Annotated in this window: 36 protein-coding genes and 1 tRNA gene; 27 read left to right on the forward strand and 10 right to left on the reverse strand. The window is 58.0% G+C overall.

The genetic code is table 11. From position 1 onward, the window contains the following. Nucleotides 1–77: 77 nt before the first annotated feature. The 7 genes from istB to EO133_RS03950 all read right to left on the reverse strand — a co-directional run bounded on the left by istB (nt 78) and on the right by EO133_RS03950 (nt 3,940). Complete coding sequence (gene istB, locus EO133_RS03920; RefSeq protein ID WP_127071376.1) at nt 78–869, reverse strand: IS21-like element helper ATPase IstB; 792 nt, start codon at nt 867–869, stop codon at nt 78–80. Beyond that, complete coding sequence (gene istA, locus EO133_RS03925; RefSeq protein WP_127071377.1) at nt 859–2,385, reverse strand: IS21 family transposase; 1,527 nt, start codon at nt 2,383–2,385, stop codon at nt 859–861. Before istA ends, istB begins: the two co-directional genes overlap by 11 nt. A gap of 141 nt (nt 2,386–2,526) precedes the next feature. Further along, a complete protein-coding gene (locus tag EO133_RS03930; RefSeq protein ID WP_188681933.1) occupies nt 2,527–2,853 on the reverse strand; it encodes a hypothetical protein in 327 nt (108 codons plus the stop codon). Nucleotides 2,854–2,882: 29 nt separating this feature from the next. After that, the gene (locus tag EO133_RS03935; RefSeq protein ID WP_127071379.1) at nt 2,883–3,125 is read right to left on the reverse strand and encodes a hypothetical protein; all 243 of its coding nucleotides are present in this window, start codon (nt 3,123–3,125) and stop codon (nt 2,883–2,885) included. Nucleotides 3,126–3,191: 66 nt separating this feature from the next. Beyond that, nucleotides 3,192–3,419 (reverse strand): hypothetical protein, encoded by a 228-nt coding sequence (locus EO133_RS03940; protein ID WP_127071380.1) that lies wholly within the window; start codon nt 3,417–3,419, stop codon nt 3,192–3,194. Between the two features lie 81 nt (nt 3,420–3,500). Beyond that, nucleotides 3,501–3,743, reverse strand: coding sequence for a hypothetical protein (locus EO133_RS03945; RefSeq protein WP_127071381.1), 243 nt, complete (start codon nt 3,741–3,743; stop codon nt 3,501–3,503). Next, nucleotides 3,743–3,940, reverse strand: a complete 198-nt coding sequence (locus tag EO133_RS03950; protein WP_127071382.1) for a hypothetical protein — start codon at nt 3,938–3,940, stop codon at nt 3,743–3,745. Before EO133_RS03950 ends, EO133_RS03945 begins: the two co-directional genes overlap by 1 nt. A 361-nt stretch (nt 3,941–4,301) precedes the next feature. On the opposite strand from EO133_RS03950, the gene EO133_RS20135 reads away from it, so the two are divergent. Continuing rightward, nucleotides 4,302–4,505: a hypothetical protein gene (locus EO133_RS20135; RefSeq protein ID WP_164734878.1), complete on the forward strand. Its 204-nt coding sequence runs from the start codon at nt 4,302–4,304 to the stop codon at nt 4,503–4,505. A 302-nt stretch (nt 4,506–4,807) separates the two neighbouring features. On the opposite strand, the gene EO133_RS03960 is transcribed toward EO133_RS20135, so the two are convergent. Further along, on the reverse strand, nt 4,808–5,434 hold the full coding sequence (locus EO133_RS03960; RefSeq protein WP_127071384.1) for a hypothetical protein: 627 nt from the start codon (nt 5,432–5,434) through the stop codon (nt 4,808–4,810). An 11-nt stretch (nt 5,435–5,445) separates the two neighbouring features. After that, entirely contained in the window at nt 5,446–6,231 is a 786-nt protein-coding gene (locus EO133_RS03965) for an XRE family transcriptional regulator (RefSeq protein ID WP_127071385.1), read from the reverse strand. A gap of 84 nt (nt 6,232–6,315) precedes the next feature. Between EO133_RS03965 and EO133_RS03970 the strand changes: the two genes are divergently transcribed. Continuing rightward, the gene (locus EO133_RS03970; RefSeq protein WP_127071386.1) at nt 6,316–6,534 is read left to right on the forward strand and encodes a transcriptional regulator; all 219 of its coding nucleotides are present in this window, start codon (nt 6,316–6,318) and stop codon (nt 6,532–6,534) included. Nucleotides 6,535–6,598: 64 nt separating this feature from the next. Here the strand turns inward: EO133_RS03970 and EO133_RS03975 are convergent, their stop codons facing one another. After that, nucleotides 6,599–7,237 (reverse strand): hypothetical protein, encoded by a 639-nt coding sequence (locus EO133_RS03975; RefSeq protein WP_127071387.1) that lies wholly within the window; start codon nt 7,235–7,237, stop codon nt 6,599–6,601. A 175-nt stretch (nt 7,238–7,412) separates the two neighbouring features. On the opposite strand from EO133_RS03975, the gene EO133_RS03980 reads away from it, so the two are divergent. The 25 genes from EO133_RS03980 to EO133_RS04095 all read left to right on the forward strand — a co-directional run bounded on the left by EO133_RS03980 (nt 7,413) and on the right by EO133_RS04095 (nt 24,199). Beyond that, nucleotides 7,413–7,670 carry a hypothetical protein gene (locus tag EO133_RS03980; RefSeq protein ID WP_127071388.1) on the forward strand — a complete coding sequence of 86 codons (258 nt, stop codon included), beginning with the start codon at nt 7,413–7,415 and terminating at the stop codon, nt 7,668–7,670. Nucleotides 7,671–7,872: 202 nt separating this feature from the next. Then, on the forward strand, nt 7,873–8,061 hold the full coding sequence (locus EO133_RS20140) for a hypothetical protein (RefSeq protein ID WP_164734879.1): 189 nt from the start codon (nt 7,873–7,875) through the stop codon (nt 8,059–8,061). A gap of 417 nt (nt 8,062–8,478) precedes the next feature. Further along, nucleotides 8,479–8,853: a hypothetical protein gene (locus tag EO133_RS03990; protein WP_127071390.1), complete on the forward strand. Its 375-nt coding sequence runs from the start codon at nt 8,479–8,481 to the stop codon at nt 8,851–8,853. Between the two features lie 27 nt (nt 8,854–8,880). Continuing rightward, on the forward strand, nt 8,881–9,171 hold the full coding sequence (locus tag EO133_RS03995) for a hypothetical protein (protein WP_127071391.1): 291 nt from the start codon (nt 8,881–8,883) through the stop codon (nt 9,169–9,171). Beyond that, entirely contained in the window at nt 9,171–9,485 is a 315-nt protein-coding gene (locus tag EO133_RS04000; protein WP_127071392.1) for a hypothetical protein, read from the forward strand. Before EO133_RS03995 ends, EO133_RS04000 begins: the two co-directional genes overlap by 1 nt. Next, on the forward strand, nt 9,482–9,952 hold the full coding sequence (locus EO133_RS04005) for a hypothetical protein (RefSeq protein ID WP_127071393.1): 471 nt from the start codon (nt 9,482–9,484) through the stop codon (nt 9,950–9,952). The genes EO133_RS04000 and EO133_RS04005 overlap by 4 nt, the downstream gene beginning before the upstream one ends. Then, the gene (locus EO133_RS04010) at nt 9,952–10,287 is read left to right on the forward strand and encodes a hypothetical protein (RefSeq protein WP_127071394.1); all 336 of its coding nucleotides are present in this window, start codon (nt 9,952–9,954) and stop codon (nt 10,285–10,287) included. Before EO133_RS04005 ends, EO133_RS04010 begins: the two co-directional genes overlap by 1 nt. Further along, complete coding sequence (locus EO133_RS04015) at nt 10,284–10,826, forward strand: hypothetical protein (RefSeq protein ID WP_127071395.1); 543 nt, start codon at nt 10,284–10,286, stop codon at nt 10,824–10,826. The genes EO133_RS04010 and EO133_RS04015 overlap by 4 nt, the downstream gene beginning before the upstream one ends. Further along, entirely contained in the window at nt 10,827–12,167 is a 1,341-nt protein-coding gene (locus EO133_RS04020; RefSeq protein WP_127071396.1) for a DUF4942 domain-containing protein, read from the forward strand. It begins immediately after the preceding gene. Then, on the forward strand, nt 12,164–12,931 hold the full coding sequence (locus EO133_RS04025) for a DNA-methyltransferase (protein ID WP_164734880.1): 768 nt from the start codon (nt 12,164–12,166) through the stop codon (nt 12,929–12,931). Before EO133_RS04020 ends, EO133_RS04025 begins: the two co-directional genes overlap by 4 nt. Beyond that, nucleotides 12,928–13,737, forward strand: a complete 810-nt coding sequence (locus tag EO133_RS04030) for a hypothetical protein (protein WP_127071398.1) — start codon at nt 12,928–12,930, stop codon at nt 13,735–13,737. The genes EO133_RS04025 and EO133_RS04030 overlap by 4 nt, the downstream gene beginning before the upstream one ends. Continuing rightward, a complete protein-coding gene (locus EO133_RS04035; RefSeq protein ID WP_127071399.1) occupies nt 13,730–14,251 on the forward strand; it encodes a DNA methyltransferase family protein in 522 nt (173 codons plus the stop codon). Before EO133_RS04030 ends, EO133_RS04035 begins: the two co-directional genes overlap by 8 nt. Then, entirely contained in the window at nt 14,251–14,694 is a 444-nt protein-coding gene (locus EO133_RS20790) for a GcrA family cell cycle regulator (RefSeq protein WP_164734881.1), read from the forward strand. Before EO133_RS04035 ends, EO133_RS20790 begins: the two co-directional genes overlap by 1 nt. Beyond that, nucleotides 14,583–14,876: a hypothetical protein gene (locus EO133_RS20145; RefSeq protein WP_164734877.1), complete on the forward strand. Its 294-nt coding sequence runs from the start codon at nt 14,583–14,585 to the stop codon at nt 14,874–14,876. The genes EO133_RS20790 and EO133_RS20145 overlap by 112 nt, the downstream gene beginning before the upstream one ends. Before the next feature lie 201 nt (nt 14,877–15,077). Then, the gene (locus EO133_RS20150) at nt 15,078–17,453 is read left to right on the forward strand and encodes an AAA family ATPase (RefSeq protein ID WP_164734882.1); all 2,376 of its coding nucleotides are present in this window, start codon (nt 15,078–15,080) and stop codon (nt 17,451–17,453) included. Beyond that, nucleotides 17,437–17,832, forward strand: a complete 396-nt coding sequence (locus tag EO133_RS04055; RefSeq protein ID WP_127071402.1) for a hypothetical protein — start codon at nt 17,437–17,439, stop codon at nt 17,830–17,832. Before EO133_RS20150 ends, EO133_RS04055 begins: the two co-directional genes overlap by 17 nt. Further along, nucleotides 17,825–18,052 carry a hypothetical protein gene (locus tag EO133_RS04060; RefSeq protein WP_127071403.1) on the forward strand — a complete coding sequence of 76 codons (228 nt, stop codon included), beginning with the start codon at nt 17,825–17,827 and terminating at the stop codon, nt 18,050–18,052. The genes EO133_RS04055 and EO133_RS04060 overlap by 8 nt, the downstream gene beginning before the upstream one ends. A gap of 7 nt (nt 18,053–18,059) precedes the next feature. Further along, the gene (locus EO133_RS04065; RefSeq protein WP_127071404.1) at nt 18,060–18,566 is read left to right on the forward strand and encodes a hypothetical protein; all 507 of its coding nucleotides are present in this window, start codon (nt 18,060–18,062) and stop codon (nt 18,564–18,566) included. After that, entirely contained in the window at nt 18,566–18,853 is a 288-nt protein-coding gene (locus EO133_RS04070; protein ID WP_127071405.1) for a hypothetical protein, read from the forward strand. The genes EO133_RS04065 and EO133_RS04070 overlap by 1 nt, the downstream gene beginning before the upstream one ends. Nucleotides 18,854–19,200: 347 nt before the next feature. Next, a tRNA-Ile gene (locus EO133_RS04075) sits at nt 19,201–19,275 on the forward strand. Between the two features lie 133 nt (nt 19,276–19,408). Continuing rightward, nucleotides 19,409–19,552 carry a hypothetical protein gene (locus EO133_RS20155; RefSeq protein WP_164734883.1) on the forward strand — a complete coding sequence of 48 codons (144 nt, stop codon included), beginning with the start codon at nt 19,409–19,411 and terminating at the stop codon, nt 19,550–19,552. Nucleotides 19,553–19,574: 22 nt separating this feature from the next. Next, entirely contained in the window at nt 19,575–20,048 is a 474-nt protein-coding gene (locus EO133_RS04080) for a terminase small subunit (protein ID WP_127071406.1), read from the forward strand. Further along, a complete protein-coding gene (locus EO133_RS04085) occupies nt 19,975–21,639 on the forward strand; it encodes a hypothetical protein (protein ID WP_127071407.1) in 1,665 nt (554 codons plus the stop codon). The genes EO133_RS04080 and EO133_RS04085 overlap by 74 nt, the downstream gene beginning before the upstream one ends. Before the next feature lie 8 nt (nt 21,640–21,647). Beyond that, on the forward strand, nt 21,648–23,030 hold the full coding sequence (locus EO133_RS04090) for an anti-CBASS protein Acb1 family protein (protein WP_127071408.1): 1,383 nt from the start codon (nt 21,648–21,650) through the stop codon (nt 23,028–23,030). Between the two features lie 20 nt (nt 23,031–23,050). Continuing rightward, nucleotides 23,051–24,199, forward strand: a complete 1,149-nt coding sequence (locus EO133_RS04095; RefSeq protein WP_127071409.1) for a hypothetical protein — start codon at nt 23,051–23,053, stop codon at nt 24,197–24,199.

Raw genomic sequence — 24,199 nt, forward strand, 5'->3', positions numbered from 1 at the left:
CTGTTGATTTCCATTGAGAAGTGACCCGGTTTTTTCACCGAGAATTGACCCGCTTCATTGATATGATTTGGGTTCGGTCACGTGGTCAAGTTCGGTGTTTTCTCCTTTTTGGTTTTGTCGGTTTTCGCCGAGCTGTTTTTGAACCGGAAGCTGTCATTGCCGGTTTCGAGGATGTGGCAATGATGGGTGAGCCTGTCGAGCAATGCCGTTGTCATTTTGGGATCCCCGAACACGCTGGCCCATTCGGCAAAGCTCAGATTGGTGGTGATGATGACGCTGGTGCGCTCGTAAAGCCTTGAGAGCAGATGGAAGAGCAAGGCGCCTCCAGACGCGCTGAACGGCAGGTATCCGAGCTCATCGAGAATGACCAGGTCGGAATGAATGAGCCTGTTGGCGATCTGACCGGCCTTGCCCTGGGCTTTTTCCTGTTCGAGCGCATTGACCAGCTCAACGGTTGAGAAGAAGCGCACCCGTTTGCGATGATGCTCGATGGCTTGAATGCCCAGGGCCGTTGCGATGTGGGTCTTGCCTGTTCCCGGACCACCCAGGAGGACGACGTTGTCGGCTTTCTCGATGAAGGCGCCGATATGGAGCTGACGCACCAGAGCTTCATTGACCTCGCTGCTGGTAAACTCAAAGCCCGAGAGATCCTTATAGGTGGGAAAGCGGGCGACCTTGAGCTGATAGGCGATCGACTTCGTCTCGCGTTCGGCCATCTCAGCCTTGAGCAATTGCGAGAGGATGGGCACAGCCGCCTCAAAGGCTGGAGAACCCTGCTCGGTGAGTTCACTGACCGCCTGAGCCATGCCTGCCATTTTAAGGCTCTTGAGCATGATGACCAGAGCTGCACTTGCCGGATCATGACGCATGGCGCACCTCCCGATCAGTGCGAAGGGTGTCGTAGCGTTCGACATTGGCCTGCGGCTCCTTGCTCAGGGCAAGCGCCTGCGGCGCCTGGACCGGAGGAACGGTTCCCGGTTTGGCATCGATGAGCCTGTGCAGCAGATTGAGAATATGGGTCTTTGTGGGCACCCCGGCGTCGAGCGCCATCTCGACAGCTGCGAGCACTGCCTGTTCATCATGATGAAGAACGAGGGCCAGAATCTCGACCATCTCCCGATCACCACCGGGTTTGCCCAAAAGATGGGTCTGGAGGTGACGGAACGCTGCCGGCAGTTCGGCAAAGGGTGCACCATTGCGCAATGCACCGGGCTTGCGCTGGATCACGGCCAGGTAATGACGCCAATCATAAACAGTTTGCCCGGCCCCATGATGCCGCTCGATGATCCGCGTGTGCTCGCAAACAATTTGCCCTTCGGCGACAACAACGATGCGGTCTGGATAGACCCTGACGCTGACGGGTCTGTTGGCAAACGAGGCGGGTACGCTATAGCGCACGCGCTCGAGGTGAACCAGGCAGGTGGGCGAGACGCGCTTGGTGTGCTCAACAAACCCATCGAAGGCCCGCGGCACGGCCATCAGATATTGGGCTTCAACCCTCCATGCATCGGCAACCGTTCCCGGTTCGGTGCCATGAGCCATCTCTTCCCATAGGGCCACGCAGCGCTGCTCGAGCCAGAGGTTCAACTCATTGAGCGAGTTTGCACGCGGCAGGGGTTGGAAGAGCCGGTGACGAACATCCTGCACGTTCTTTTCCACCATTCCCTTTTCCCAGCCGGCTGCGGGATTGCAGAACTCGGGCTCGAACAGAAAGTGGCTAGCCATGGCCGAGAACCGGGCATTGACCTGACGCACCTTGCCGCGCCCGACCTTGTCGACCGCACTTCGCATATTGTCGTAGATCCCCCGACGCGGAACGCCACCAAAAGCCTTGAAGGCCTGGTTATGGGCATCAAACAGCATCTCGTGGGTCTGGAGCACATAGGCTCTCACGACAAAGGCTCGGCTGTAGCAGAGCTTGGTGTGGGCCACCTGAAGCTTGATGCGCTCCCCTCCAATCTGCGCCCAGTCCTCGCTCCAGTCGAACTGGAAGGCCTCTCCGGGATCAAAGGCCAGAGGAACGAACACGCCCCTTCCGGTCGTGTTCTGTTCGCGCAGGCGCTCCTCTTTCCAACGGCGGGCAAAGGCTGCCACACGGCCGTAAGAGCCATCGAAGCCCAAAGCCACGAGATCAGCGTGGATCTGCTTGATGGTGCGCTTCTGTTTGCGCGGCTTGCGGCTCTCAGACCGCAGCCAAGCGGAAAGCTTCTCGGCGAAAAGATCGATCTTGCTCGGTCGATCGGGAACACGAAACTTCGGCTCGACAGCCTCAGCCCTGAGGTATTTGCGGATGGTATTCCGGGACAAACCCGTGCGCCGTGCAATCTCCCGGATCGATAGGCCGTCTCGGAAATGCCAGCGCCGGATAACGCTCAAAAACGCCATGTCCAACACTCCATAAACTCCCGCCCAAAACGAGCAGGATAGCGTTCAAACATGGGTCAGTTCTCAGTGAAAATACCCCCCAAAACCGGGTCACTTCTCAGTGGAAATCAACAGCATGGGCCTTGATGCGGGTGGCGGCGGTCATTTGCCCGCTCCGGTGGCTTTGGAGAGGGCGTCGTTGACAGAAACAAGCCGCGCCTCAAGGCTTTCTGGCGTTGGCTTTAGACCTGCGCGCACGTCCTCAATCCAGTGAGCGACCCAAGCGCGTTGCTGCTTAAGTTCGGTATGCAAGATCGGCTCAGCTTTCGCCAATTCGTAAAACTCGCGGAGTTGACCGACAGTGAGGGTTAACTCGTGATCGTCGCCTAGTTCGCTCATACCTTTTTCGGCATTGATCGGCGCGAATGTTGCTTCAACGAACCGGATCATCTTTCCTGATAGGGTCTGCTTCACTCTCTCAGTCATCATTCAGTCCTTTCGGCTGTTCTTGCTGGGCGCTAGAAGGCGGGAATGTCGCCGTCGATAGGCTCGAAATCGTCCTCATCTTCATCGCCAAACGCTTCGTCCCATTCGTCATCCGTTGATCCGGTGAGGATGAATTCACGCTGGCTGTCGGTAAGGTTCGGGAACGCGTCCTGAATGAGCGCGCCAGCTTCAAACTTCGCGAACTGTTCGTCAGTGACAGGCAGGTCCATCGTGCGTTCCTTGCCCGAAAGCATCGAAGTGCGTTTGATCTTCATTTCCATTCTCCATTGTCTGTTCTTGATGGGCCTCGCCATCCAGACGAGGCCGGGGGAGAGCAGGGGTTAGCGAATAAGGTGCCCGCGACCTGCTGCGATCATGTCGCGCCTATAAGCGCTGTCGTCAGGGCCGCCGCTTTCCATGAGCGATGCTTGCTGGCGCTCGTAAGCGGCCTCGTTTTCGTTATCCCGGCAGTTTGAGCACTGATCGTGGCAAAGCGCTCCGGCCTTGCCTGCCAGCTTGAGAACCATCCCGCCGCATGTCGGGCACTTGGCTGTTTTCATGTTCACCATCGTCATTCTCCACTCTGTTGTCCGGGTCTCTCCCGGTGTTGAACTTGCTGGAGCGCACCGCGTGGATGCGCTCGGGTGAGGTCAAAGCCTTTGTTTTGCTTTGAAATGAGATTCAGTTTTCCGCTCGATAAGCTCGCGCCTGTCTTCGACCCCGAACCGGTCGAACGCCTCCATCACCAGCGATTTGTAATCTTCGTTCTTTTCCATCGACCGGAGCGCATCATCGACTGCTGCCCGCGCAGTGGGCATGTCGATAACGAGGCGCTTTGTGAGCGCGTAGGCAATCTCGCCAGAGAGGCGGTCTTTGGGGCTAGGCGCGCTCATTACGCGCCCGCCAGATGCATGGTCGAAACCTTGTGATCGAAGCGCCCGCCGTGAGTGCTGGCGAAAGATGCTTTCTTGGCCTCGTCCTCAGACGAATAGTCGGCCACGTAGCTATCGGTTGACCAAGTGCTGACCCGGTAGAAGGTCTTCGGGTAATCGGCGGGGATCATTCCGAGTGCGTCTAGTTTCAGCTTCATTCCCACTCTCCACTCTGTTGCGAGACGATCTGCCGGAAGGCGTCTTCGGTCTCGGTGTGTGAGAGGAGTTGTAACAAATCGTTTTGTTATCCACAAGGGGTAAAAACAAAATAATTGGTGCAGATGGACAAAAAAAATTGGTGTTGGGCGTTGACACGGGCTTGACTTTGGTTCAAAACCTCGCGGTGACAATGGTACTGAGACAGAGAGGAGATGCTTGCGAACAGCGAGCATCGACGGGAAGCGCGCTCTTGACGAGCGCTTCCACGAACTCAGAGGTTACAAGTTATCTACTGACTCTGAGTACTGAACCGCGCGCGAGGCAAGCGCCGACAGGCGCGCTTAGGAGGCGACGTAAGCAATGTTTGACGGCCATCCTTACTTGGCGGCGATCTCGTTCCTGGCCTTGATGGGCACGAACCTGGTCCTGCTGATATCGATCAATCGACTGCTGCGAATCGAGCAAAGCATGAGAACCGAGTTGGAGCGGCTGCGCTCTGGCATTTCAAGGCGAAATGACACGGTTCTCTCGCGCTCAGGCTCGATCTCAAACCCCAATGGCTGACTTGGGCTGCGCTCGAAATTGAGCATATATGGCGGCTCCCAAGGTATATTGGGGAGAGCCGGTTCGGTCCTGACAATCTTGGTTCCTATGGGCCATATGGGCCGATAGTCATCCCAGAACATAGGGATAGTTGATAGGTTCCTGATTGTGAGATCGGCGTCAATGAAGCGTCCGTCGCGCGCATTGACTCTGCCGAACCCGCCTGGTCTGAATTGTGCAGCGACAAGCAAGGCGAACGTGCCTATGGCGCATATCGCCAACAACCAATCCAGCATCTCTCCCCCTTACTGGCTACATGTCGATCAGAAAGCCAGATTATCTATATTCCCCCGGATAAAGCGCAGCAGTTCCGCTGCTTCAGGATAGCCGCGTAAAAGCGCCGAGTGGTCCCTTGGGTAGTCGTAGGGCCATTCAACATATCGAACTGTGACCCGGTTGGCGGCAACCATCTGTTGAGCAAAGCTGCCCGCCACGCATCCACTAGTGCCGGTGTTTACCAATGAGTTCGAATCAACGCGAATAGCGCCGGTGCGGCCGGGAAAGTTATGGCCAATGATGCATACTCTCTGAGGTGTATTTGATTGTCCGAACTCAACAAGAAGCTTCGCCTCAAGTGATCGAATATGGCATTCGCGACGATCAGTCATGCGATCTCTGGTGCAATCGACAGCCCAATTCCCCATAAGATTTCCAGTGCCAGTGTCTACAGAACCACTCCCGTCTGGATGGTAGGTGTAAGACAGACCCGAAGGTGTGACGCCCGAACGACGCACACCGATGGGCCTTCCGCCGTAAATCATGCCGGCGGATTTGACTTCGTTTTCTTGCCACCCATCCGAAATACTCTCGCCACCCACGCTGGATGATGTTCCGGAGGTTGAGCACCCTGCCAGCACGACTAGAGCAATTGCACAAATCAAAAATTTCATGTCCGCGTCCCTCACATTCTGGATATGCGTGCCACAACTCGTCCTATGATCCTGAACTCATCGAGCGACAAGACAGCCTCATCGCCTTTGTCGGCCTCGGACACTATCCGGAACCGGGCAGGGTTGGTGCTGGGCACCTTCTTGAGCGTCTTGGCCTGAAACACGGTGTCGCCGTCATCGATCACATAGACCGCATCCCCGACCCATGTGTTTTGCGAGGTATCGACAACCACTCGGTCGCCTGACGCCAGTAGAGGCTCCATTGAGTGCCCAACAACTCCCATGATGACGATGCCCTGCGGGAGGGCGTCCAGCCCGCTCCTGACGTAGTTTGCGGGGATAACCCATTCGTTCACAACCGGGTGGCCGGTTGCAATGCCGTTGGTTTCGATCTGGGCTTGGATGGCGTTTTCATATCGGCCTTGCCCCATACCTGGGGAACTGGGTATCTCTGGCACACTTCCGGGCAGGGCGCCATTGAAGCGAACGACGCCATCAATGAGCGCTGCCGACTTTCCATCCCAATCGGGATCGATCGGTTCAGGGGCCGAAGGATCATCGCTGGAGTAGGTGACATCACGTGCGGAGGATGCGCCCAAAAGGTAGTCGGCGTCGGTTCGCAGCGCCCGGGCCAATTCGTGCAGCTTCGTGGGTCGTTTCACCTTGCCACGCTCCATCATGTCGATGGACTGCTGTGTCGCACCGATGCGTCGTGCCAGTTCGGTTTGAGATAACCCAAGGGCCTCCCGAAGCTCGGTTACGCGCGCACCCACCAATGAATCACCAATCTTGCTCATAGCGGGAAACTTATCGGCACGGTCACAAATCGTCTCGACAAAGAAAATTGTTGCAGATCACAAATCGATTTGTTATGACGAGGCATGGATAACAAATCGCCTTTACAAAAAGCCATTGACGAAGCTGGCAGCCAAGCGGCTCTGGCATCCAAGATTGGTGTGTCCCAAGCCCACATCTCGTACTGGCTGACGAAGGCCAAGCGAGGGGTGCCGGCCGAATATGCACGCAAGGTCGCGGAGGTGACCGGCGTCCCTGTCCATGAGCTGCGCCCGGATCTATATGCATCGGAGGATGCAGCATGAACGGTGAACAGCGCGACATTCTGATAGCGTGGGTGCTTGGCCTGATCGGTGGCATGTCCGCTTATCATTTGGGGTCGGTGTTCTGGGGTTTCGTCGGATTGGCCGGGTACGTCACCGTGGCCGTTTTGGTCCTGACGATTTTCTTGCTGTTCTCATCGATGAGCGAAATGCGCAGGCGGAATGAGACCTTGTGCGATGAGGTTTCGGACCTCGCAAGAGACCTGACGAGGATCGCAGCAGGGGTTCGCAATAACCGCCATAGCAATTTGGATCGCGCGGCCACGAGGAACGACACATGATGTTCGTCCCCGCTTCCCATAACACCCAATTGCGAGGCGTTGCCTTCTGCCTTCACCTTGAGGGTGGGGCGAATTGCTTTGCGCCAGTTCATAACGCGGCGCGCTCCATTGTCTGTTTTGATGATTTCTTTAGGCGCGTCGTTGGGGTCCGCAATTCTCGCATCGAGCGGCCAAACAGCTTGGATGCTTTCGAGTTCGTACCCGACATTGGACCGGCTTCGCACAGTGAGCGTGACTTGGCCCCACTTGTCAGATTCGCCGAGAGTGATCTTGATGATCGGGGCTTTCTCCCGTCGCATTTCGGATCGGGTTTGCTTGCTGTCGATCAGCGCCCAAATCCCCGTTCCGGCGCCAATGACGCCTCCCACAGCACCGATAAGCGCGGCGATATCCCCAATGTCCATTCGTTCCCCCTTTATCGCGGCCTTATCCAAGCACGCGACCGGGATTCGGGGAAGGGCGCGGCAGCATGACCTTCCTCTCCGGCCTATTTCTGTTCTGGCTCATTGCCTCGATACCGGCAACGCTGATTGCGCTTGCGTGTTTGATTGCTGGCTCTCGTGCTGATGGGGGTGGGGCATGACGCGGCCCAACGACATCATGGCCGCTGCCGAGCGTGTGTACGAGAAGGTGGGGCGCGGGTCTATCCAAGACATCGACACCATCGCCGGTGCGATTGAGGCTGCTGTAATCGCAGAGCGCGAGCGGTGTGCAACCGCTGCTGTCCAACAGACCTTTGACGCTCACGAATTGGCTCAAACCAGCGACTACGGGCGCGGCATGGATCACGCGGCCCGCACCATCCTCACCGCCATACGCGGAGGCTCCTATGCTTAACCGCGCCGTGTACCTGCTCACCTTCGCCGCCATGTCCTCTCTCGCTGCCATAGCTATTGCTGGCTTCGTCCTCGCTCATATGGGAGGCATTTAGATGGCTCATTGGGCGAAACCCGGCGTCAAGTGCATATGCCTCAACGGCGATTGGTTCGATTGCTTTTGTGATCGGCACAGCGGCCCCGGAAAGGGCGAAGTTTGCACTGTGACCGCATCGGGTTCCTACGGCGGCGAGCTATTCATCTCGATAGATGGCTACGGCGATAAGCTATTCTTGCTTTCGCTGTTCCGGCCTCTGATTGACCGCTCCCAATCCGACGACATTGCCATGTTCAAGGCCATAGCAAATCGCGGCCTTGCTCAGAACGAAATCCAAGTCTCGGAGGACGCATAGTCATGTTCCGGGCACTCACAAACCACATGGTAAGCGCACAGCACCACAAGGCGGGGCATTGCCTCTGCATGGGGATTGGCACTGCGCGCTTGCCGCGTGATTTGAGATCGCGACATTCCTCCCTTGTCGCGCTTCGGGGCGGGGGCGTTAACCTCCAGGCGCTTCTGCCCCGTTTTTTCAACGATTTCCGCGACGATTTCTCCAATCTTTCGCGGCTCCCGGTTTGGCGCGCGTCTCGCTGCCTCCCGGTTCAGAAATTCCTCCAAGGGCAAGCAAAGCTGATTGGCGTCGGTGTTGCTGCTCTTGGTCATGCGTCGGTCCTTTTCAATCGCGGTTCGTCCGATGGTTCAACAAAACCATGGATGCGTTTGAATGACCGACAAAACCTCTTTGCAGAATCGACAAAGGCAAGAACCCATGACTGACGCGGCAGGATTTACCGATCCCGTCGATGAGGCGGCGAATTGGGCAAATGAACTGGTCAAGCGCCAGCACCGTGGCCCCGGCGATACCGTCGAGGCAGCGATGCACAGAGCGTCCACCAAATACAGGATCGAACATCAAACGCTTTGGCGGCTTCGTTATCGCAAGCCCAAGGACATGATGCTCAAGGCGTATCTCAGATTGAAGGCCGCGTATCAGGCCGAAATCGAGCGACAGGAAGCCAAGCTGGCCCATGAGCTCGAAGTCACCAAACACCTACGAGGCCCCAATGCAACTCCTAGCCCTGCTGAGGCTGAGGCTGATGCTCTTTTGGCAGCGCATGGTTATGCGCCGCAAGAGGACGCCTGAGCCGTCACAAAGAACGAGGGACAGCAAATGACCGCACACCGCACAGCGGAACAAGCTCAAGAAGTCACGCCCATCCGCCCCGGCATGGAAATGCTTCGCACCAAGGAAACCCGCGAGGCCATTGCTGCCCGTATCAATGCTGTCGATGCAAATGCACTGGCGATCAAGGACGAGATAAAGCGCTTGGAACTGCGCTTGTCCGAACTTGACCATGCGCTTGAGCAGAACGCTATTGAGCGCTCTCAGCTTATCGAGATGGACGAGGGGCAGGCAGACTACGAGCGCCGCCTTGAGCGCATTGCCAAGGGTATTGCGTGATGGAAGCCGTTGCCGCTCTCACCCGCCGGCAGATCAGCGACACGCTGCTGCAAATCTCAACGGTTGCCGATGCTTTGCAGCGGCTGCCCTACAAGGATGCTGTCGAACCACTCATGGCCGTACATGAGATGCAGGCCACGCTTTATCAAACGCTGCCTGGCGGCTTCGCTGGCATATGCGTCGAGTGCAAAATTGCAGTCGGCAATGACGAAACCCACGACAGGATGTTTGGCGATGTGATCTGCGCTCGGTGCGCCGATGCTGGCCATGACCTCCCCACTGTTTCCAGAACCCGAGAAAGTGAACCGGCATGACCAAGGCAGAGCAGAAAACCGAACTGAGACGCAACGGCTATGATGACGATGATTTCCGCTCCGTCATCTCCGAAATGGAGGAGATGGACGAGGAAGCCGAACACCTCATGTCCACGGCGCGCGGCAAGGTGCAGAACATCCGCAAGCGCCAGAAGAACCGGGTCAAGATCGCCAAGGCTGAACTCGGCATTCCGAGCGATGTGCTCAATGCGGTGCTGAAACAGCGCAAGCTCGAACGGAAGCTGGAAAAGCTCGCCGCCGAGATTTCCGACGACATGGTAGAAGTGTACGAGGACGCCGCCGGTCAATTCTCGCTTTTCAAGGCCAGTGAAGGCGAACCCGCCATTCCTACGGCCCAGGCGGCAGCCCGCAAGGCAGCCCAGCAATCCCGCGAAGATCACGAGGCAGAGCAAGCCGAAGGGCAGGCCGCGCTTGATGAGCTTGCCGGGAAAGAGGCCGTTCACTGATGGCCGAGTGGAATCACGACATGGCCAAGGCCCCGCGCGGTCGGATTCGGCTCATGCCTACGGGCAAGGGCAATTCCACCCGCAAGGTCTTTGAACCCGCCAAGATCGTTGTCGCCAGCGCTTGCGGCGTCGTCACGGTTTCGCGCTGGATTGACGATGAACGCCGGTGGGAAATGTTCACCAGCGAGGTTGGCCCGATTGCATGGATGCCTCACCCCGGAGCGCGTGAGCATGTGGACGCCAAGGGCCGGACCCGTGTTGTGGTCGATCTGCCAAAGCACCCGACTATGGCGGAAAGCTGGTTTGACCGTGCCCTGAAGGCGAGGGCGGCATGAACACCATTCTGGCCCTTGACCTCAGCAAGACAAGCACGGGCTTTGCCTACGGGCGTCCTGATGGGCGTCCGGCTACAGGCTCGCAAAGGTTCGGCACTTCGCAGCACGAGGATCACGAGGTCGGGGCAAAGGCACTACGCTGGCTCACGCACCAACTGGCAGTGATGCAGCCCGATATCGTCGCCATCGAGGCGGCATGGGAAGGCAACGGCCAGCACTCGGCACATACATCATCGCTGCTCTTGGGCCTGCAATTCCTTGTGCAGACGGTTGCGTTCATCAAGACAGGGCGCCGCCCGATACTCGTTAAGGTCGGCGCTGCCCGCAAGAGTCTCACAGGGCGCGGAACATACCCCAAGGGGGAAGCAAAGGCCGCTGTGCAGGCGGAATGCCTTCGCCGGGGGTGGATGACTGCCGACACGCTACAGGCAGATGCTGCCGACGCTCTGGCCGTCTGGTGCCACGTCGCTGCCGAGCAAAATCCCGATCTCGACTACAGGCGCGCAATCAAAGCGCAGCCAATGGCTATGGGGGCTTAGATGCACGGAACACTCGCACCACAGCGCACAGCCCTCGATTTGATCGCAGAATACGAGGAAAAGGACGCGGCGATTCCTGAAGCCATCAAGGCATTCGAGGAAGCCAAGAGCGCGCTGGAAATGGCTGGGTGCGTCATGGGCACCTACACCGGATCGGTGATTGATGGCCGGGCCTATGTCTCGGAACGCGAGATGCGCAGCAACCTGCTCAAGTCCGGATGGAAGGCACTTTACAATCGGCTTCAGATCGATCGGATCGCCAGCGCCACCGACAAGCGGCTGTTTGAGCGGACGCTGGAGAACCCTGCACCACTGACGCTGGACAATGCGCGAGCAACGTTCGGGCCTTACCTCGAAAACCCGCGCCAACATATTTTACGTGGGCTGGCTGAAACATTTTCGGATCTCGACCCCGCCTATAAATCCCACGCGAAGGTCAAGATCGGCGTGAAGGGGCTGCCCAAGCGCGTGATCCTGTCCAATGTTGATGGGTACGGTTCATATGGCCGGGACCGTCTGCGCGACATTCTGAACGCACTGGCTGCTTATCAGGGAAAACCCCTTGTTGAGTACCGCGACCTATCGTTGCTCATGGAAGATGGTGATGCGCTGCGCGTTGATCGTGAAGTGCCCAAAGGCCGCACCAAACACGAGCGTGATAGCGCCGAGGAAACCGAAACGATTATCGGGCGCGACGTTTGGCTCAAACGCTATGCCAACGGCAACGGGCATCTGTATTTCGGAGCCGAATCCTTGCGCGACATCAATCTCGGGCTTGCCGAGTTCTATGGAGATGTGCTGCCAGATGTGGACCCGGAGGCCCCGGAGAAAGCACCAAGCACCGCTGTTGCCAAGGATTTGCAGTTCTACTGGACGCCAGAGCCCGTTGTGGCGTCTGCAATCGATCTTGCGGGCCTGTACAAGCGCGATCCTGCTTTCCGCGTTCTGGAGCCATCCTGTGGCGACGGGCGCATACTTGATGGGCTGCTCAAGGCCGGGTGTGATGCGTTCGGGATTGAATATCACGCTGGCCGCGCTGCCGAGGCGCGCGCAAAGGGCCATAGCGTCCTAACCGACAATTTCCTTGAGTGCCCACCGAAGCCTGAGTTTGACGCCGTGGTGATGAACCCGCCGTTCTATGGCCGTCACTACGTCAAGCACGTTCGGCACGCGCTCAAGTTTCTCAAGCCTGGGGGCACGCTTGTCGCGATCCTCCCGGCAACAGCCCATTACGACCACAAAGAGCTTGAAGGTGAATGGCGCGATCTTCCCGTGGCGAGCTTTGCCGCTGCCGGAACCAACGTGCCGACCGGCCTTATCCGCATAAGGAGCGCAGCATGACGCCTTGGAAACGCAAAGAGGTTATCGGAGGCTGCACGCTTTATCTCGGTGACGCGATGGAGATTTTGCCTTCGCTCGATCCGGCTGATCTGTGTGTCAGTGATGTGCCCTATGCACTGACAACGGGCGGGGTCTCAAAATCATCGAAAACCATGTCGGGGATCTTCGCCGCGCACAATTATGCGAACGATGGCCAGCTTATCATGGCAACTGTGCCTTTCCCGGAAATGATGGCCGCGATCTATGGCGCGCTCAAATCCGACGCCGATTGCTATGTCATGGCGAACGACAAAAACGTCCACCCGCTCACTGATGCTGCGCTCAAGGCCGGGTTTCAGTTCCACAACCTTTTGGCATGGGACAAGATCACGCCGACCCCCAACCGTTGGTACATGAAGAACCTGGAGTTCACGCTGTACCTTTGGAAGGGCAGGGCGCGCACGATCAATAATCCGAGCGCCAAGCAGCTTATCCGTGGCGGCGTTTCCAAGATCACGAGCCACCCGACTGAAAAGCCGGTGCCAGTCATGGCTGAATATGTCGGAAATTCATCACAGCGGGGAGACGTGGTGCTTGATCCATTCATGGGATCAGCCAGTACTGGCGTTGCCGCTGTCCAGCTAGGCCGGAACTTCACCGGCATTGAGATTGATCCAACCTTTTTCGACATGGCGTGTGAGCGCATCCGTGCGGCTTACAAGGCCCCTGACATGTGGAGCCAGCATGAGCCGGTCGATCAATTGAACATTGGAGGCGCAGCATGACAATCGACATCATAGAGGCCGCAAAGGCAGACCGTCAGACCAAGCTCGATACGATCCTGTCGCTCCAACTCGACGTGATCGAGATAGACCAGTTCATTGCCAAGGCCCGCTCATATGCGGGGCAGGGCGACACAGACACCACGGCTCCTAAGCCGCTCCCTGACGACGAGGAAATGCGCCAGCCAGCGGAAGCAAAGACCGTGGATCAGGAGCCTTCTACCGATGGCTCCGGCGGGGTGCAGGACGAATGTGCGATCCACCCCGCCGCCCCCATTCCCGAACCCACGCCAGAAGTCGCTGCCGAGTTTAGAGATAAGCCCGAAGGCAAAACCCAATACCAGAAGGTGTTGCAAGTCTTGCGCAAGAACCCGGATGCAAATCCAAGGGCGGTTGCCGAGCTTGCCGGAGTGCCGAAAGGAACGGCAAGGGCTTACTGCAAGCCAGCAAGAGACGAACTTGCGCGTGAACAGGCTGAGAAAGCGCCACAGGTTGCTGAGGAAGCGCCAAAGCTAGTCCCGGCACCAGTTGCCCCCAAAGCAGAAGAACCCCGCCCCACGCTTCCCAATGAGCCAATACGGCCCGTTCATAACGTGGTGCGTCAACAGGCAAAGGGCACGCGGTTCCGGCTTCGCAATGCCGAGGGTGAATACCTTCACTGCGATCTGAACGCGATGCTCAAATCCGGACTGCGGTTCACAAGCAAGCGGGCCTACCCGTGGGAAGGGACAGAGCGGCAATTGCTCTCGGTTCGCAAGATGCTCCCCAAAACGATCGATCTGCGTGAGGAGGTGATTGAACATGGGTAAGCGCAGCAGTTTCGAGCGCCGCAAGAATGACGCCTATCAGACGCCATTTGCCCCGGTAGCGCCGTTGATCCCGCATCTTGCCGGAGTGAAAACCTTTGCCGAACCCTGCGCAGGCGAAGGGCAGTTGGTCGCGCATCTCGAGCATTTTGGGTTCGAGTGTGCTTTTCAAGGCGATATTGAGCGGGGCTTCGACGCCCTGACTGATAGCCGTATTCTCAATCATCGCTTCGACGCGATCATAACGAACCCACCTTGGACGCGTGAAATCCTACACCCGAAGATCCTACGTTTTCAGTCGGTCGCGCCAACCTGGCTCCTGTTCGATGCCGATTGGGTTCACACCAAGCAATCAATCTCATTCCTCGACCAGTGCAGTCACATCGTCTCGGTCGGTCGCGTGAAGTGGATCGAAGGCAGTGCACACACCGGAAAAGATAACGCCGCATGGCATCGCTTCCATGCGCAGCACACCGGTGGGCCGAAGTTCTTTGCACGCGATTTGGAGGCAGCTTGATGGGTAGGGAATGGACAAAGCCAGAGATTGAGCATGCAACAGCACTGTTCAAGGAAGGCTATAGCGCACACCAGATCGGCGTTCAGGTCGGGCGCACCCGGAACTCTGTCATCAGCCGATTGAGCCGTGACGGCGTGATGGGCAATACGGACAGGGCTCGCCGGATAAATCGTGCAGTCGATGTGAAAGCAAATCGCTCATTTCAACGGCAGCCAAGCAGCCCATTGATGGCCGATCCCGATTCAGATGGCATGAAGCTGCTTTCCAAGGATGCTTGGGAGCCGCTGCCTGGAACAAACCCTGTTCCACTTGAGGACGTCACTGGCTGTAGATGGCCGTTGGGGGAGATCAGGGACGGCACGTTCTGCATGTGCAACGCCCCGAAGGTCGAAGGCTCGAGCTACTGCGCTACGCACAAACGCGCATCGGAGCCGAGCCGATGATCGAGGCCGTCACAAAGCCCCGCGACATGAAGCGCGCTATCAGGCGCGCCATTCATCGCATCGAGCGGCACATGGATGAGCACAACAGGCACAGGCCAGATCCGATCCTTGAGCAAGAGGTAGAGGATTTGCGCGAAACGTTGGTTTTCATCGACCGCCATGCTGCCGAGGTGCAGGCGTGAAAGACGTTCCGCTCGAATGGAAAATACTCTGGCTTGAGAAGCGGGTTTCGAGCCTTCGCGCGTGTCAGTCGGTAAACCACCAGTTTTCCACGCCGAAGGCTGCGCTCCAATCTGATCGCGAGCTGCAAACCGCTCAGGCTATTTTGCAGGACTATGAGGCGCAGCGGATCGAGAAGGGCCTGAAAGGGCGTAGGAGGGCGAATGGCTGAGCGGTTCTCCGAGCAATTCCTAGACGAACTTCGCGCCGCTGTCCGTATTACCGATCTCGTGGGGAACTACGTCACTTGGGAGCAAGGCAAGGGCAGGGATGGCGACAAATGGGCCTGCTGCCCTTTTCACGGCGAGAACTCGCCCAGCTTCCATGCGACAGACGACAAGCAATCCTATCATTGCTTTGGCTGTGGAGTGTCAGGGGACCATTTTGCATTTCTGACTGAAAGCCAGGGCATGACTTTCCCCGAGGCTGTCCAGACCGTTGCTGAGCTTGCGGGCATTCCGATGCCAGAAGGCATGGAGGTGGCGAAAGGACCGGCACGGGCACCGGAGCAACCCAGAGCGCAGAAAAGCCAGCCACAGGCCCGCGCTGAGCGCGAGGGGCGCGTTCCCGTCAAGGTATACCCATACACCGACAATGACGGAAACTTGCTTTACGAGGTCGTGCGGTTTCAAATCCGGCTGCCGGACGGTTCATGGGCAAAGACCAAGGACGGCAAGGGCACATGGAAAACCTTCCTGCATCGCCGCCCGTCTGGCCTTGATGATGGCTCCAATGTCTGGGGTGTAAAAGCTGGCGATTATATACGCCCCGGCCCCGGCAAGGACTGGTCGCCGTGGAATCAGGAGAAGGCGGATAAATGGCCCGAGCACGAGGCGCGTTGGTTCGATGCGGTCGAGACCACGATATACCGCCATCCAGCGGTTGAAATTGCAATAGCCGACGGTCAGCCCGTTGTCATTATTGAGGGCGAAAAGGACGCCGACACAGTTGCTGATCTTGGCATGTGCGGCACGACGAACAGCGCAGGGTCCAAGCACTGGACCGATGAGCATTCGGCAAACTTCAAAGACGCCGATGTGGTGATCTGCCTCGACAATGACGAGGCAGGGGATAGAGCTGATACGCTGGCCAAGTCCATGAAGGGCATTGCGCGCCGCATTCGGGTTCTGGACTTCGCCGAGCACGTCCCGAACTTCCCGGCCAAGGGCGACGTTACCGATTGGGTAGAGGCAGGCGGTACGGCAGAAGAACTGCAACGCATTATCGACAGCCTACCGGATTGGAAGCCAAAGCCGCCCAAGTCTGCATTTGGCGCCCAGACAAGCAACAGCATTGCCAAAAAGCCTGTGATCTACGACTGGCTCGTAAAGCACCTGATCGAGCGCAACGGCATTCTGATCATTGCCGGGGAAAGCCAGGCTGGCAAATCCTTCCTTGTCATGGACATGGGCATGAAGATCGCCCGTGGCATCGACTATGCCGGTCATAGGGTGAAACAGGGCGCTGTAATCCACATGGCAGTGGAGGACGGCAAGGGCACCGAGTTGCGCCACAAGGGATACCGGAAACACCACGGCATCAGCCCGGACGCCGATGTGCCCTATGTGATCATGGACCCGTTTGCCAATGGCGGGCACGGCTTCTCGCTGATGAGCGATGAGCAGGTCGACAAGTTCATTGCCGAGTGTCTGGAGTGGAAAGAGTTCTACGGCTCGCTTGAGTTCATCATCATCGACACGCTTTCAATGGCAACCGAGGGCATGGACGAAAACAGCTCAGGCGAGGCGAGCAAGGTCTTGGGCAGGGTGAACCGGATCAGGGAGGCAACAGGCGCCACGGTTTGCATTGTCCACCACATGAACGCGGGCGGCACGAGGGTGCGGGGGTCCACAGCCATTGTTGCCAACGTGCCCAACGTGATCGAGCTCAAGCCGATGATGACCTTTCCCCAGAACCGGAAGGATGAGCCCCGGCCAATCCTCGACGGTGACAAGCGCCCGATCAGACGGGCGCGACTGGCAAAGAACAAGAACGGCGCCGCCAATATCTCATGGGCGTTGGTGCTTGCCGAAGTTGAACTCGATGAACGCGATGAGGATGGAGAGCCGTTCAAGACAATGGTTTGCGCTCGGCCGGCAAGGCGGGAACGCGACAACGAACCCAAAGGCAAGATCAATTCAGAGGATCAACGGCTTGTGCTTGAAGCATTGAACGACGCGCTTTCCGATCATGGGCAGGATATGCCCTCAGGGGTGCGCGTAGGGCCTCAGATTAAGCGCTGTGTGAGCCAAAAGGACTTCGTTGCCTATGTCCGCCAGCGAATGCAGTTCAAGGCCCCAGAGGACGAGCCAGAGGCCCGTATGACGGAACTCACGGCATTGCTCAAGCGCACCACAACAACGCTCCAGAACAACGGCTACATGGGCCGGGATAACGATAAGAAAATCATATGGTCACTGGGCAAGGATAAACGGGCCGAAAGTTACAACGCTCCCTTGATCGATGATCCATCGCCCCCGGCATTGCCCGACGATGTGAAGCGAGAAATGGAGGGGTCGACAGATGAGCCACCATTCTAGTGATGAAGTTCAGCTTGGTATGTTCGGGCGTGAGGACGAAAGACTCGGACACCCGCTGTTTGTCGAGAAGTGGAGCAACCGCCGCGCGTTCAAGATCGGCCTGATGACAGGGCAGGGCATGACAGCCCCGGCAATAGCGCGAGCCTTGGGGGATGGTGTCCCGCCGAACCTCATCACGGCCATGCTGAGCGAGTGGGGCCACAAACTGGAAGGCGACAGACACACCCACGGCCCGGTCAAAGTGATGCTGGCGGCAAAACATAGGACGCTGCTGGCCGATGAGGCCGTGAAGCGCGGGATCGATTTGCCGGAACTGTGCCGGCAGATACTGGTGCAAGTGGCACAGGACGATTTATTCAAGGCCATCGTAGATGGGTAGGACATACGAAAAATGGCTTGCGCCGGAAGGCGATACTGACGCTGACCACGAGCGCTTCGCCAAGGCAATGATGAAGTGCCAGAACGCTTCGGGCACCTGCGCCTCAGACGGATTTTGCCATTATGACGGCGATTGTTTCAAGGCGGCGTCCGATGCTGTCGAGACTGAGATTGAAGAACTCGAAGCGCGATTGGCCGCGCTCAAGTCATTGAGGAAATAGGTCACACATGCACACCACCCTCGACCGCCCCCAGACAAAGCAATGGTGCGCCAAGAGCGTCACGGACGCGCTGGCACAAGCATTCCGCGTCCTGAATGCCACCACCGGCCCGGTAGGCCACAAGCGCCTCAAGGCGGCTATGCCGGAATATGAATACAGCGCGTCGGACATTGCCGAGCAAAAGCTGATGGAGGTGGAAGCCCAGCGCAAAGGCGAGACGACAATGCGGAAAAGGCTCTTGGCGCGCATCAAGCCAAACAGCCACGAGATCAGCCGATCGGACCTGATATTGTTCGGCAAGGGAGAGCATAAGGCATGGCTTAAGCTGGTCGCGGCCTATCCTGATCATCGACGCATATTGATTGCGGCTGTGAAGGGCAGGGCGCGCGGCCTGAGCGGCAGGAAGGTAGCCGAACGGCTCCACATGCCCCTGACGACTTTCCAGCGCCACAGGGACTATGCGGCTGGACAGATCGCGGCCCAATTGAACCGGACAGGGGTGAAGCCGTGGTAATGCAGTTTGTGATCTTGCCATCTGATCGCGATTGGCTCACGGTATGCGCTGCGATGCAGGCTAAAGGCATGCCGGTCGAGGTGCAGGGCAGCGAGGTCGTGATCGTCGCTTGGCACCGCGGCTGGACAGTGGGCGGCGTCACGACAATGGAGTTTGCCGAGCCGGGCGACCCTATCGATCAAAGCTGGATCCGGCCAGATGAGCGTGACCCGGTAGCCCGAGAGCGGCAGCGCGAAGCCGATCACGGGCAGGAAATCGCCAATATCACAAGCATGATTGATCGCTGATACCGAACGGCCTGCTAAACCTTGTTCGACAAAGTGGGTCAAATCACCGAAATATACGCGCATTCCAGATACGCTGAACAAGCTGTCTCGAAACCTCCACACATCGAAAGGACACACGATGCGCCACCCGCAGATCGCACCCCTTTGCCTGAACCTGGCCGATGTGGAGGAAAGCCCGCCCGATACCAGCTATCGCGGCCCGCTCGACCATCGAATACCCACCTAACCCCCGCATTGCCAGAACAGTCGCGTCATCTACGGGTGGCGCGGCCTTCTTATCCGGATCGTCTCAGGCGGTCTCGATAAGAAGGTAGCCCGCGCGCTGGCGGAAAGTGCGCACCAATTATCGCAGGATAGCCAAGTGGTAAGGCCACCCGCTCATAACGGGTAGATCGTGGGTTCGATTCCCGCTCCTGCAACCAGTTTGAGGCGGGCGTATTAGAGTGATGGTATGTGCAACTAGAGCCGCGCTCGTCTCAATTCACCATGCCATCCGGGGCTAATGCCGGCGAAAGGGTGAGAGGCCCTTGCTTCATTCAATCGCAGGAGAGCTTCATGGGACCGTTCAGTCTCCCAGACCTTCGCCCGCTGTTCTTTCTCGCAATACTCGGGCTTGCCGCTCTTGCGCTGATGACAGTCGGAGGAATCGGGTTCGCAATCTGGTTTGTGGTCAATCACTTCCAGATCGTCGGCCTCTAACCCAACAACCCAAAGCAGACTGATGCCCACTCTCAAGAACGCCAAGCATGAGGCTTTTGCCCAAGGGCTTGCGAAAGGTCTCAGCGCGTCAGATGCGTATGTGGAGGCGGGCTATAAGCGTAATCGCCACAACGCCGCGAGCCTTTCGCGCAAGCAACACATTTTAACACGTGTAGCCGAGCTGCAAGCCAAGGCCGTCAAAAAGGTCGAGGTGACCATAGAAAGCCTTGCCGCCGAGTATGACGAAGTTCGGGCTATTGCTATTGCCGAAAAGCAGCTCGGGGCTGCCAACCAGTCAACGGCCGGCAAGGCAAAGCTGTTCGGGCTTGGTGTTGAGAACCGTCGCATGAGCGGATCGGTTCAGATCATCACACTCACGGCCAAGGATTTGGACGGGCTATCACCAGATGAACTTGCCAGTCTTGAACAGGCCTACCCCGTTCTCCAAAAGCTCGGGCTTGTGGGAGGCGATACAGGGTCAGCGCAAGAAGCGTGACATTGAGGACAGCCAAGGCGGATGGGAGCGCGAGAAAGAGCGCTGCGCCGCTGATATCTGCTACTGGTTCGACAAATGGGTTTACACCTATGATCCGCGCCTGACAGGCCAAAGGAACGCTGACGGGTCTCGTAAGAGCCCGTATGTGCAGTTCAAGCTATGGCCGAAACAGCGCGAGGCAATCAATTGGCTCTCTCAGCGCGTTGATGCCGCAGAGGAAGGGCTGATCGAAAAGAGCCGGGACACGGGGGCGACATACCTCACCGCAGGCTTTGCGCTTCATCAATGGCTGTTTGTTCCGGGATTCAAGGCCACGTTCGGCAGCCGCAAGGTTGATTACGTTGACAAGAAGGACAACCCGGACGCGATCTTTGCCAAGTTGCGGATCATGCTCCGGCGCTTGCCTGTCGAAATGCTGCCCGAGGGTTTCGCGTGGGCGCAGCACGACAATTACATGCGGATCGCCAACCCTGAGACGGGTGCGGTGATCTCGGGCGAAGGTGGCGACGACATGGGCCGTGGTGGCCGGTCGTCGGTCTATTTCGTTGATGAAGCGGCGTTCGTGCCCAATGCGGAATCGGTGGAGAAGGCCCTATCGGGCAACACCGAATGCGTGATCTGGGTTTCGTCGGTCAATGGCATGGGCAATCTGTTCGCCCGCAAGCGCCATTCGGTCCTGAAGCCGCACCAAATCATGCGCCTGCATTGGCGTGATGACCCGCGCAAGACTGAGGCATGGGCGGAAGCCAAGAAGTCGTCGTTCTCTGACCCGACCACATGGGCGAGCGAATACGATATTGACTACAGCGCGTCCGTAGAGGGCGTTTGCATCCCGGCCGCATGGGTTGAGAGCGCAAAGCGCGTTATGGCTCTGGAACCTCGCCTTAAGCCGTCAAACGCGGGCGTTGTTGGGCTGGACGTTGGCGCTGGCAAAGGCAAGTCGGTTTCTGTGCCCCGCAAAGGGCCGGTTGTCCTCCCCCCGTTGTCTCGTGGGAGCCCAGACACAACAGGAACGGCTTGGTGGGGGCTGGAAGCAGCCGTCGACAACGGTTGCGATGCGCTGAACTTCGATGCCCCAGGCGTTGGGGCCGGCGTGTCCTCCACGTTGATGCACCGGAATGATGATGAAACAGGCGCAGATGCCGATAGGGCGGGCCGGTTTGCTCACCTGACTGTTGTGGCCGTCAACACCGGAACGCCGCCCAGCGCGCGTCTCTGGCCAGATGGCCGCACCTCTGAGGAGATGTTCGGCAACCAGAAGGCGGAAATCTGGTGGCTGTGTAGAACGGCTTTGCAGCGCACACATGAACACGTCCTCTGGATTGAGGACAAAGAGGACGGGAAAGAACACCCGGTCTCAGACTTGCTCGCACTGCCAAGCGGCGATCAGGACAGCGATGCGCTGTGCCTCCAGTTGTCGCTGGTCAAATGGGGTCGCAACGAGCGCGGCAAGATCGTTATTGAGAAAAAGGAAGCGCTTCAGCGTCGGGGCATATCGAGCCCTGACCATGCCGATGCGCTGATGCTGACGTTTGTAGAACCGCCTGAGACGGCGACCGCTGCCATGTTCCTAACCAGTCGCCATAGATAGAGGCACAGATGAACGCATTGACCACTATCGGCAACGCGGCCACCCGTAGCCTTGCCACCATGTTCCCCGGCTTCTTTGTCGGCGCCAAGCACAACACGTACCGTGATTTCGGATATCCCGAAACGCTCACCTTCGATCTGCTCTACAAAATGTACCTTCGCAACGGCATCGCCCATGCGATGGTCAACAAGACCATTCTCAAGACGTGGGAGTCCATGCCGTACCTGCTCGAAAAAGAGCGGGATGGGTCCGAGAATGGCACCAAGAAGGAAACCGCGCTCGAAAGGGAAATTCGGGTCCGCTTCGATGACCTGCGGTTCTGGGCAAGGCTGGCCGACGCTGACCGTATGGCGCTTGTTGGTGGGTATGCCGGGGTGCTTCTGAGCTTTCGTGATAACGGGCGCTGGCAAGACCCTGTGGATCGCGTTCCGGGCGGTCTGGACGGCATTGCCAAAATAATCCCGGCATGGGCTGGGCAGCTTGAGGTTTCCGAATGGGACACTGATCCGCAGTCGGAAACCTATGGCGAGCCAAAAATGTACCAGTTCAACGAGGCCAACGTTGAGACTGGAAAGGCGAACAATCGCCAGATGCTTGTTCACCCCGACCGCGTAGTGATCTGGTCGCGCGATGAGACGGTGCACTCCGATTCCATGCTTGAGCCGGGTTACAACGACCTGATGACGCTGGAGAAGATCAGCGGGGCAGGTGGCGAGGGGTTCTGGAAGAACGCCAAGTCAGCCCCAGTGCTTGAGGTCGACAAGGAAGCCAAGATTGCCGATATGGCCAAGGCTATGGGCGTAGCGCAGACCGACATTGCCGATAAGATGAATGAACAGGTCGCGGACTGGCAGAAGGGCTTTGACCAGCTTCTGATGCTCCAGGGCATGAGCGCAAAGACCCTTGGCGTGACCCTGCCCAGCCCGGAACACTTCTGGGCCGCTCCATTGCAAGGCGCCGCGGCATCGGTGCCCATCCCGGTTAAAATCCTCGTGGGCAACCAGATCGGGGAGCGGGCCAGCACAGAAGACGCCAATGAATGGGCGCAGACGAACATGTCACGCCGCGCCAATGAGGTCGTGCCGATCATCATGGCGATGGTGAAGCGGTTTGTTCGGTTCGGCATCCTGCCCACTGGCAAAGATTGGTATTTGGACTGGGCCGATCTGACTGAGGCATCGATGGGCGAAAAGATCGAGCGCGCCGACAAGATGGCCGATGTGAACCAGAAGATGAAGGACTCGGGCGAGGTAGTGTTCACCTCCGAGGAAATCCGCTTTGCGGTTGGCTATGAGCCATTGAGCGAGGCCGACAAGTTCCGCGATGACCCTAACGATGATGCGATTGACGCATTGCCGCCCCCATCAGACCCGGCAGAAGACGCCGCCTGACCAACACCGGAGAGAAACCAGTGCCCCAGACAGTCCGTGTCAATGTGCGGGCGGTCGCGAACGCGGCTGCCGTGCGCAAGACCAAGCGCAATGGGCGTGACGTGATTATCGTCCCGTCCGCCACAATGCCCGATGATGTCGTTATGAACGGATCGCAGGGCAAGGTGCTCTATCCCGCCGATGAGATCGCCAATTCATACCGCCAGCTTGAGCGCACCCCGGCACCCCTTGGGCACCCAATGGTCAACGGAAAGTTCGTTTCGGCCCGTGACCCCGAGGGCATAAACCTCGGTTATATCGGCGCTTGGAATGAGAACGTGCGCCAAGAGGATGGCCGGGTTCTGCTCGATAAGGTGATTGACGTTGAGGTCGCGAATCGGAGCGAGGGCGGCAAGGCGGTTCTCGCTGCTATCGAGGCAGGCGGTCCGATCCACACCAGCACTGGATTGCTGTGCAAGCTGGAGCCCGTCCAGAACAACAAGACCTATGCCAAGATCGCCCGCAGTCTCGTATGGGATCATGACGCCATCCTTCTCAACGAGGAAGGCGCCGCCACCCCTGAGCAGGGCGTCGGCATGCTGGTGAACGCCAATGGCGAATCCGAAGAAATCGAGGTCATCAACTCGTCCCTGACGGACGTGCTTGACCAAGAGATCGACTATGCGGGGCACCGTCTAGTCGAAGCTCTCACGCGCCGGGAACATGCCGGGGTTTGGGAGCGCATCAAGACCGCAATCATGGATGCCTTTGTGGGCACCGAGCGGGAACCCTCTGTCAATCGAAAGGAAGACGACATGGCTGTCTCTGATGAGCAGTTCAAGGCGCTTTCCGATGAGGTGAAGACCCTCTCGGAAAGCGTTTCTGCCGAAAACCTCGGCAAGGCCATTGGTGAGGCTGTTGCCAATGCGGTCAAGCCGCTGGTCGACGCCCAGGCCGAAATCACCGCCAACCAGAAGGCCAAAGACGATGCCGAATTGACGGAACTTCGCGAGAAGATCGTCAAGGCAAACCTCATGGACGAGGCCGCAGCCGGCGAACTCACCCTGAACGCTGCTCGCGCCCTTGCCCCCAAGGCTGAACCTGGTCAAGCCGCCGCCCTGAACGGGGCGTTCAAGGGCAATAACGACAAGAAAGCGGGCTTCAAGCTGCCTGCTGGCGAAAAGGAGTAA

Source organism: Pelagibacterium lentulum (genome assembly GCF_003992625.1).
Classification (GTDB): Bacteria; Pseudomonadota; Alphaproteobacteria; order Rhizobiales; family Devosiaceae; genus Pelagibacterium; species Pelagibacterium lentulum.

Bases quoted from the DNA above. Each gene is read 5' to 3' on its own strand.
- EO133_RS03970 (WP_127071386.1), top strand. From the start codon at position 6,316: ATGGATAACAAATCGCCTTTACAAAAAGCCATTGACGAAGCTGGCAGC.
- EO133_RS03960 (WP_127071384.1), bottom strand. From the start codon at position 5,434: ATGAAATTTTTGATTTGTGCAATTGCTCTAGTCGTGCTGGCAGGGTGC.
- EO133_RS04015 (WP_127071395.1), top strand. From the start codon at position 10,284: ATGAACACCATTCTGGCCCTTGACCTCAGCAAGACAAGCACGGGCTTT.
- EO133_RS20135 (WP_164734878.1), top strand. From the start codon at position 4,302: ATGTTTGACGGCCATCCTTACTTGGCGGCGATCTCGTTCCTGGCCTTG.
- EO133_RS04010 (WP_127071394.1), top strand. From the start codon at position 9,952: ATGGCCGAGTGGAATCACGACATGGCCAAGGCCCCGCGCGGTCGGATT.
- EO133_RS03975 (WP_127071387.1), bottom strand. From the start codon at position 7,237: ATGGACATTGGGGATATCGCCGCGCTTATCGGTGCTGTGGGAGGCGTC.
- EO133_RS20155 (WP_164734883.1), top strand. From the start codon at position 19,409: ATGGGACCGTTCAGTCTCCCAGACCTTCGCCCGCTGTTCTTTCTCGCA.
- EO133_RS04025 (WP_164734880.1), top strand. From the start codon at position 12,164: ATGACGCCTTGGAAACGCAAAGAGGTTATCGGAGGCTGCACGCTTTAT.
- EO133_RS03995 (WP_127071391.1), top strand. From the start codon at position 8,881: ATGACCGCACACCGCACAGCGGAACAAGCTCAAGAAGTCACGCCCATC.
- EO133_RS03930 (WP_188681933.1), bottom strand. From the start codon at position 2,853: ATGATGACTGAGAGAGTGAAGCAGACCCTATCAGGAAAGATGATCCGG.
- EO133_RS04030 (WP_127071398.1), top strand. From the start codon at position 12,928: ATGACAATCGACATCATAGAGGCCGCAAAGGCAGACCGTCAGACCAAG.
- EO133_RS04020 (WP_127071396.1), top strand. From the start codon at position 10,827: ATGCACGGAACACTCGCACCACAGCGCACAGCCCTCGATTTGATCGCA.
- EO133_RS03990 (WP_127071390.1), top strand. From the start codon at position 8,479: ATGACTGACGCGGCAGGATTTACCGATCCCGTCGATGAGGCGGCGAAT.
- EO133_RS04070 (WP_127071405.1), top strand. From the start codon at position 18,566: ATGCAGTTTGTGATCTTGCCATCTGATCGCGATTGGCTCACGGTATGC.
- EO133_RS03945 (WP_127071381.1), bottom strand. From the start codon at position 3,743: ATGAGCGCGCCTAGCCCCAAAGACCGCCTCTCTGGCGAGATTGCCTAC.
- EO133_RS03935 (WP_127071379.1), bottom strand. From the start codon at position 3,125: ATGAAGATCAAACGCACTTCGATGCTTTCGGGCAAGGAACGCACGATG.
- EO133_RS03950 (WP_127071382.1), bottom strand. From the start codon at position 3,940: ATGAAGCTGAAACTAGACGCACTCGGAATGATCCCCGCCGATTACCCG.
- EO133_RS04065 (WP_127071404.1), top strand. From the start codon at position 18,060: ATGCACACCACCCTCGACCGCCCCCAGACAAAGCAATGGTGCGCCAAG.
- istA (WP_127071377.1), bottom strand. From the start codon at position 2,385: ATGGCGTTTTTGAGCGTTATCCGGCGCTGGCATTTCCGAGACGGCCTA.
- istB (WP_127071376.1), bottom strand. From the start codon at position 869: ATGCGTCATGATCCGGCAAGTGCAGCTCTGGTCATCATGCTCAAGAGC.
- EO133_RS04060 (WP_127071403.1), top strand. From the start codon at position 17,825: ATGGGTAGGACATACGAAAAATGGCTTGCGCCGGAAGGCGATACTGAC.
- EO133_RS04055 (WP_127071402.1), top strand. From the start codon at position 17,437: ATGAGCCACCATTCTAGTGATGAAGTTCAGCTTGGTATGTTCGGGCGT.
- EO133_RS03940 (WP_127071380.1), bottom strand. From the start codon at position 3,419: ATGGTGAACATGAAAACAGCCAAGTGCCCGACATGCGGCGGGATGGTT.
- EO133_RS04005 (WP_127071393.1), top strand. From the start codon at position 9,482: ATGACCAAGGCAGAGCAGAAAACCGAACTGAGACGCAACGGCTATGAT.
- EO133_RS04035 (WP_127071399.1), top strand. From the start codon at position 13,730: ATGGGTAAGCGCAGCAGTTTCGAGCGCCGCAAGAATGACGCCTATCAG.
- EO133_RS04090 (WP_127071408.1), top strand. From the start codon at position 21,648: ATGAACGCATTGACCACTATCGGCAACGCGGCCACCCGTAGCCTTGCC.
- EO133_RS04000 (WP_127071392.1), top strand. From the start codon at position 9,171: ATGGAAGCCGTTGCCGCTCTCACCCGCCGGCAGATCAGCGACACGCTG.
- EO133_RS20145 (WP_164734877.1), top strand. From the start codon at position 14,583: ATGGCCGTTGGGGGAGATCAGGGACGGCACGTTCTGCATGTGCAACGC.
- EO133_RS03980 (WP_127071388.1), top strand. From the start codon at position 7,413: ATGACGCGGCCCAACGACATCATGGCCGCTGCCGAGCGTGTGTACGAG.
- EO133_RS04080 (WP_127071406.1), top strand. From the start codon at position 19,575: ATGCCCACTCTCAAGAACGCCAAGCATGAGGCTTTTGCCCAAGGGCTT.
- EO133_RS20150 (WP_164734882.1), top strand. From the start codon at position 15,078: ATGGCTGAGCGGTTCTCCGAGCAATTCCTAGACGAACTTCGCGCCGCT.
- EO133_RS03965 (WP_127071385.1), bottom strand. From the start codon at position 6,231: ATGAGCAAGATTGGTGATTCATTGGTGGGTGCGCGCGTAACCGAGCTT.
- EO133_RS20790 (WP_164734881.1), top strand. From the start codon at position 14,251: ATGGGTAGGGAATGGACAAAGCCAGAGATTGAGCATGCAACAGCACTG.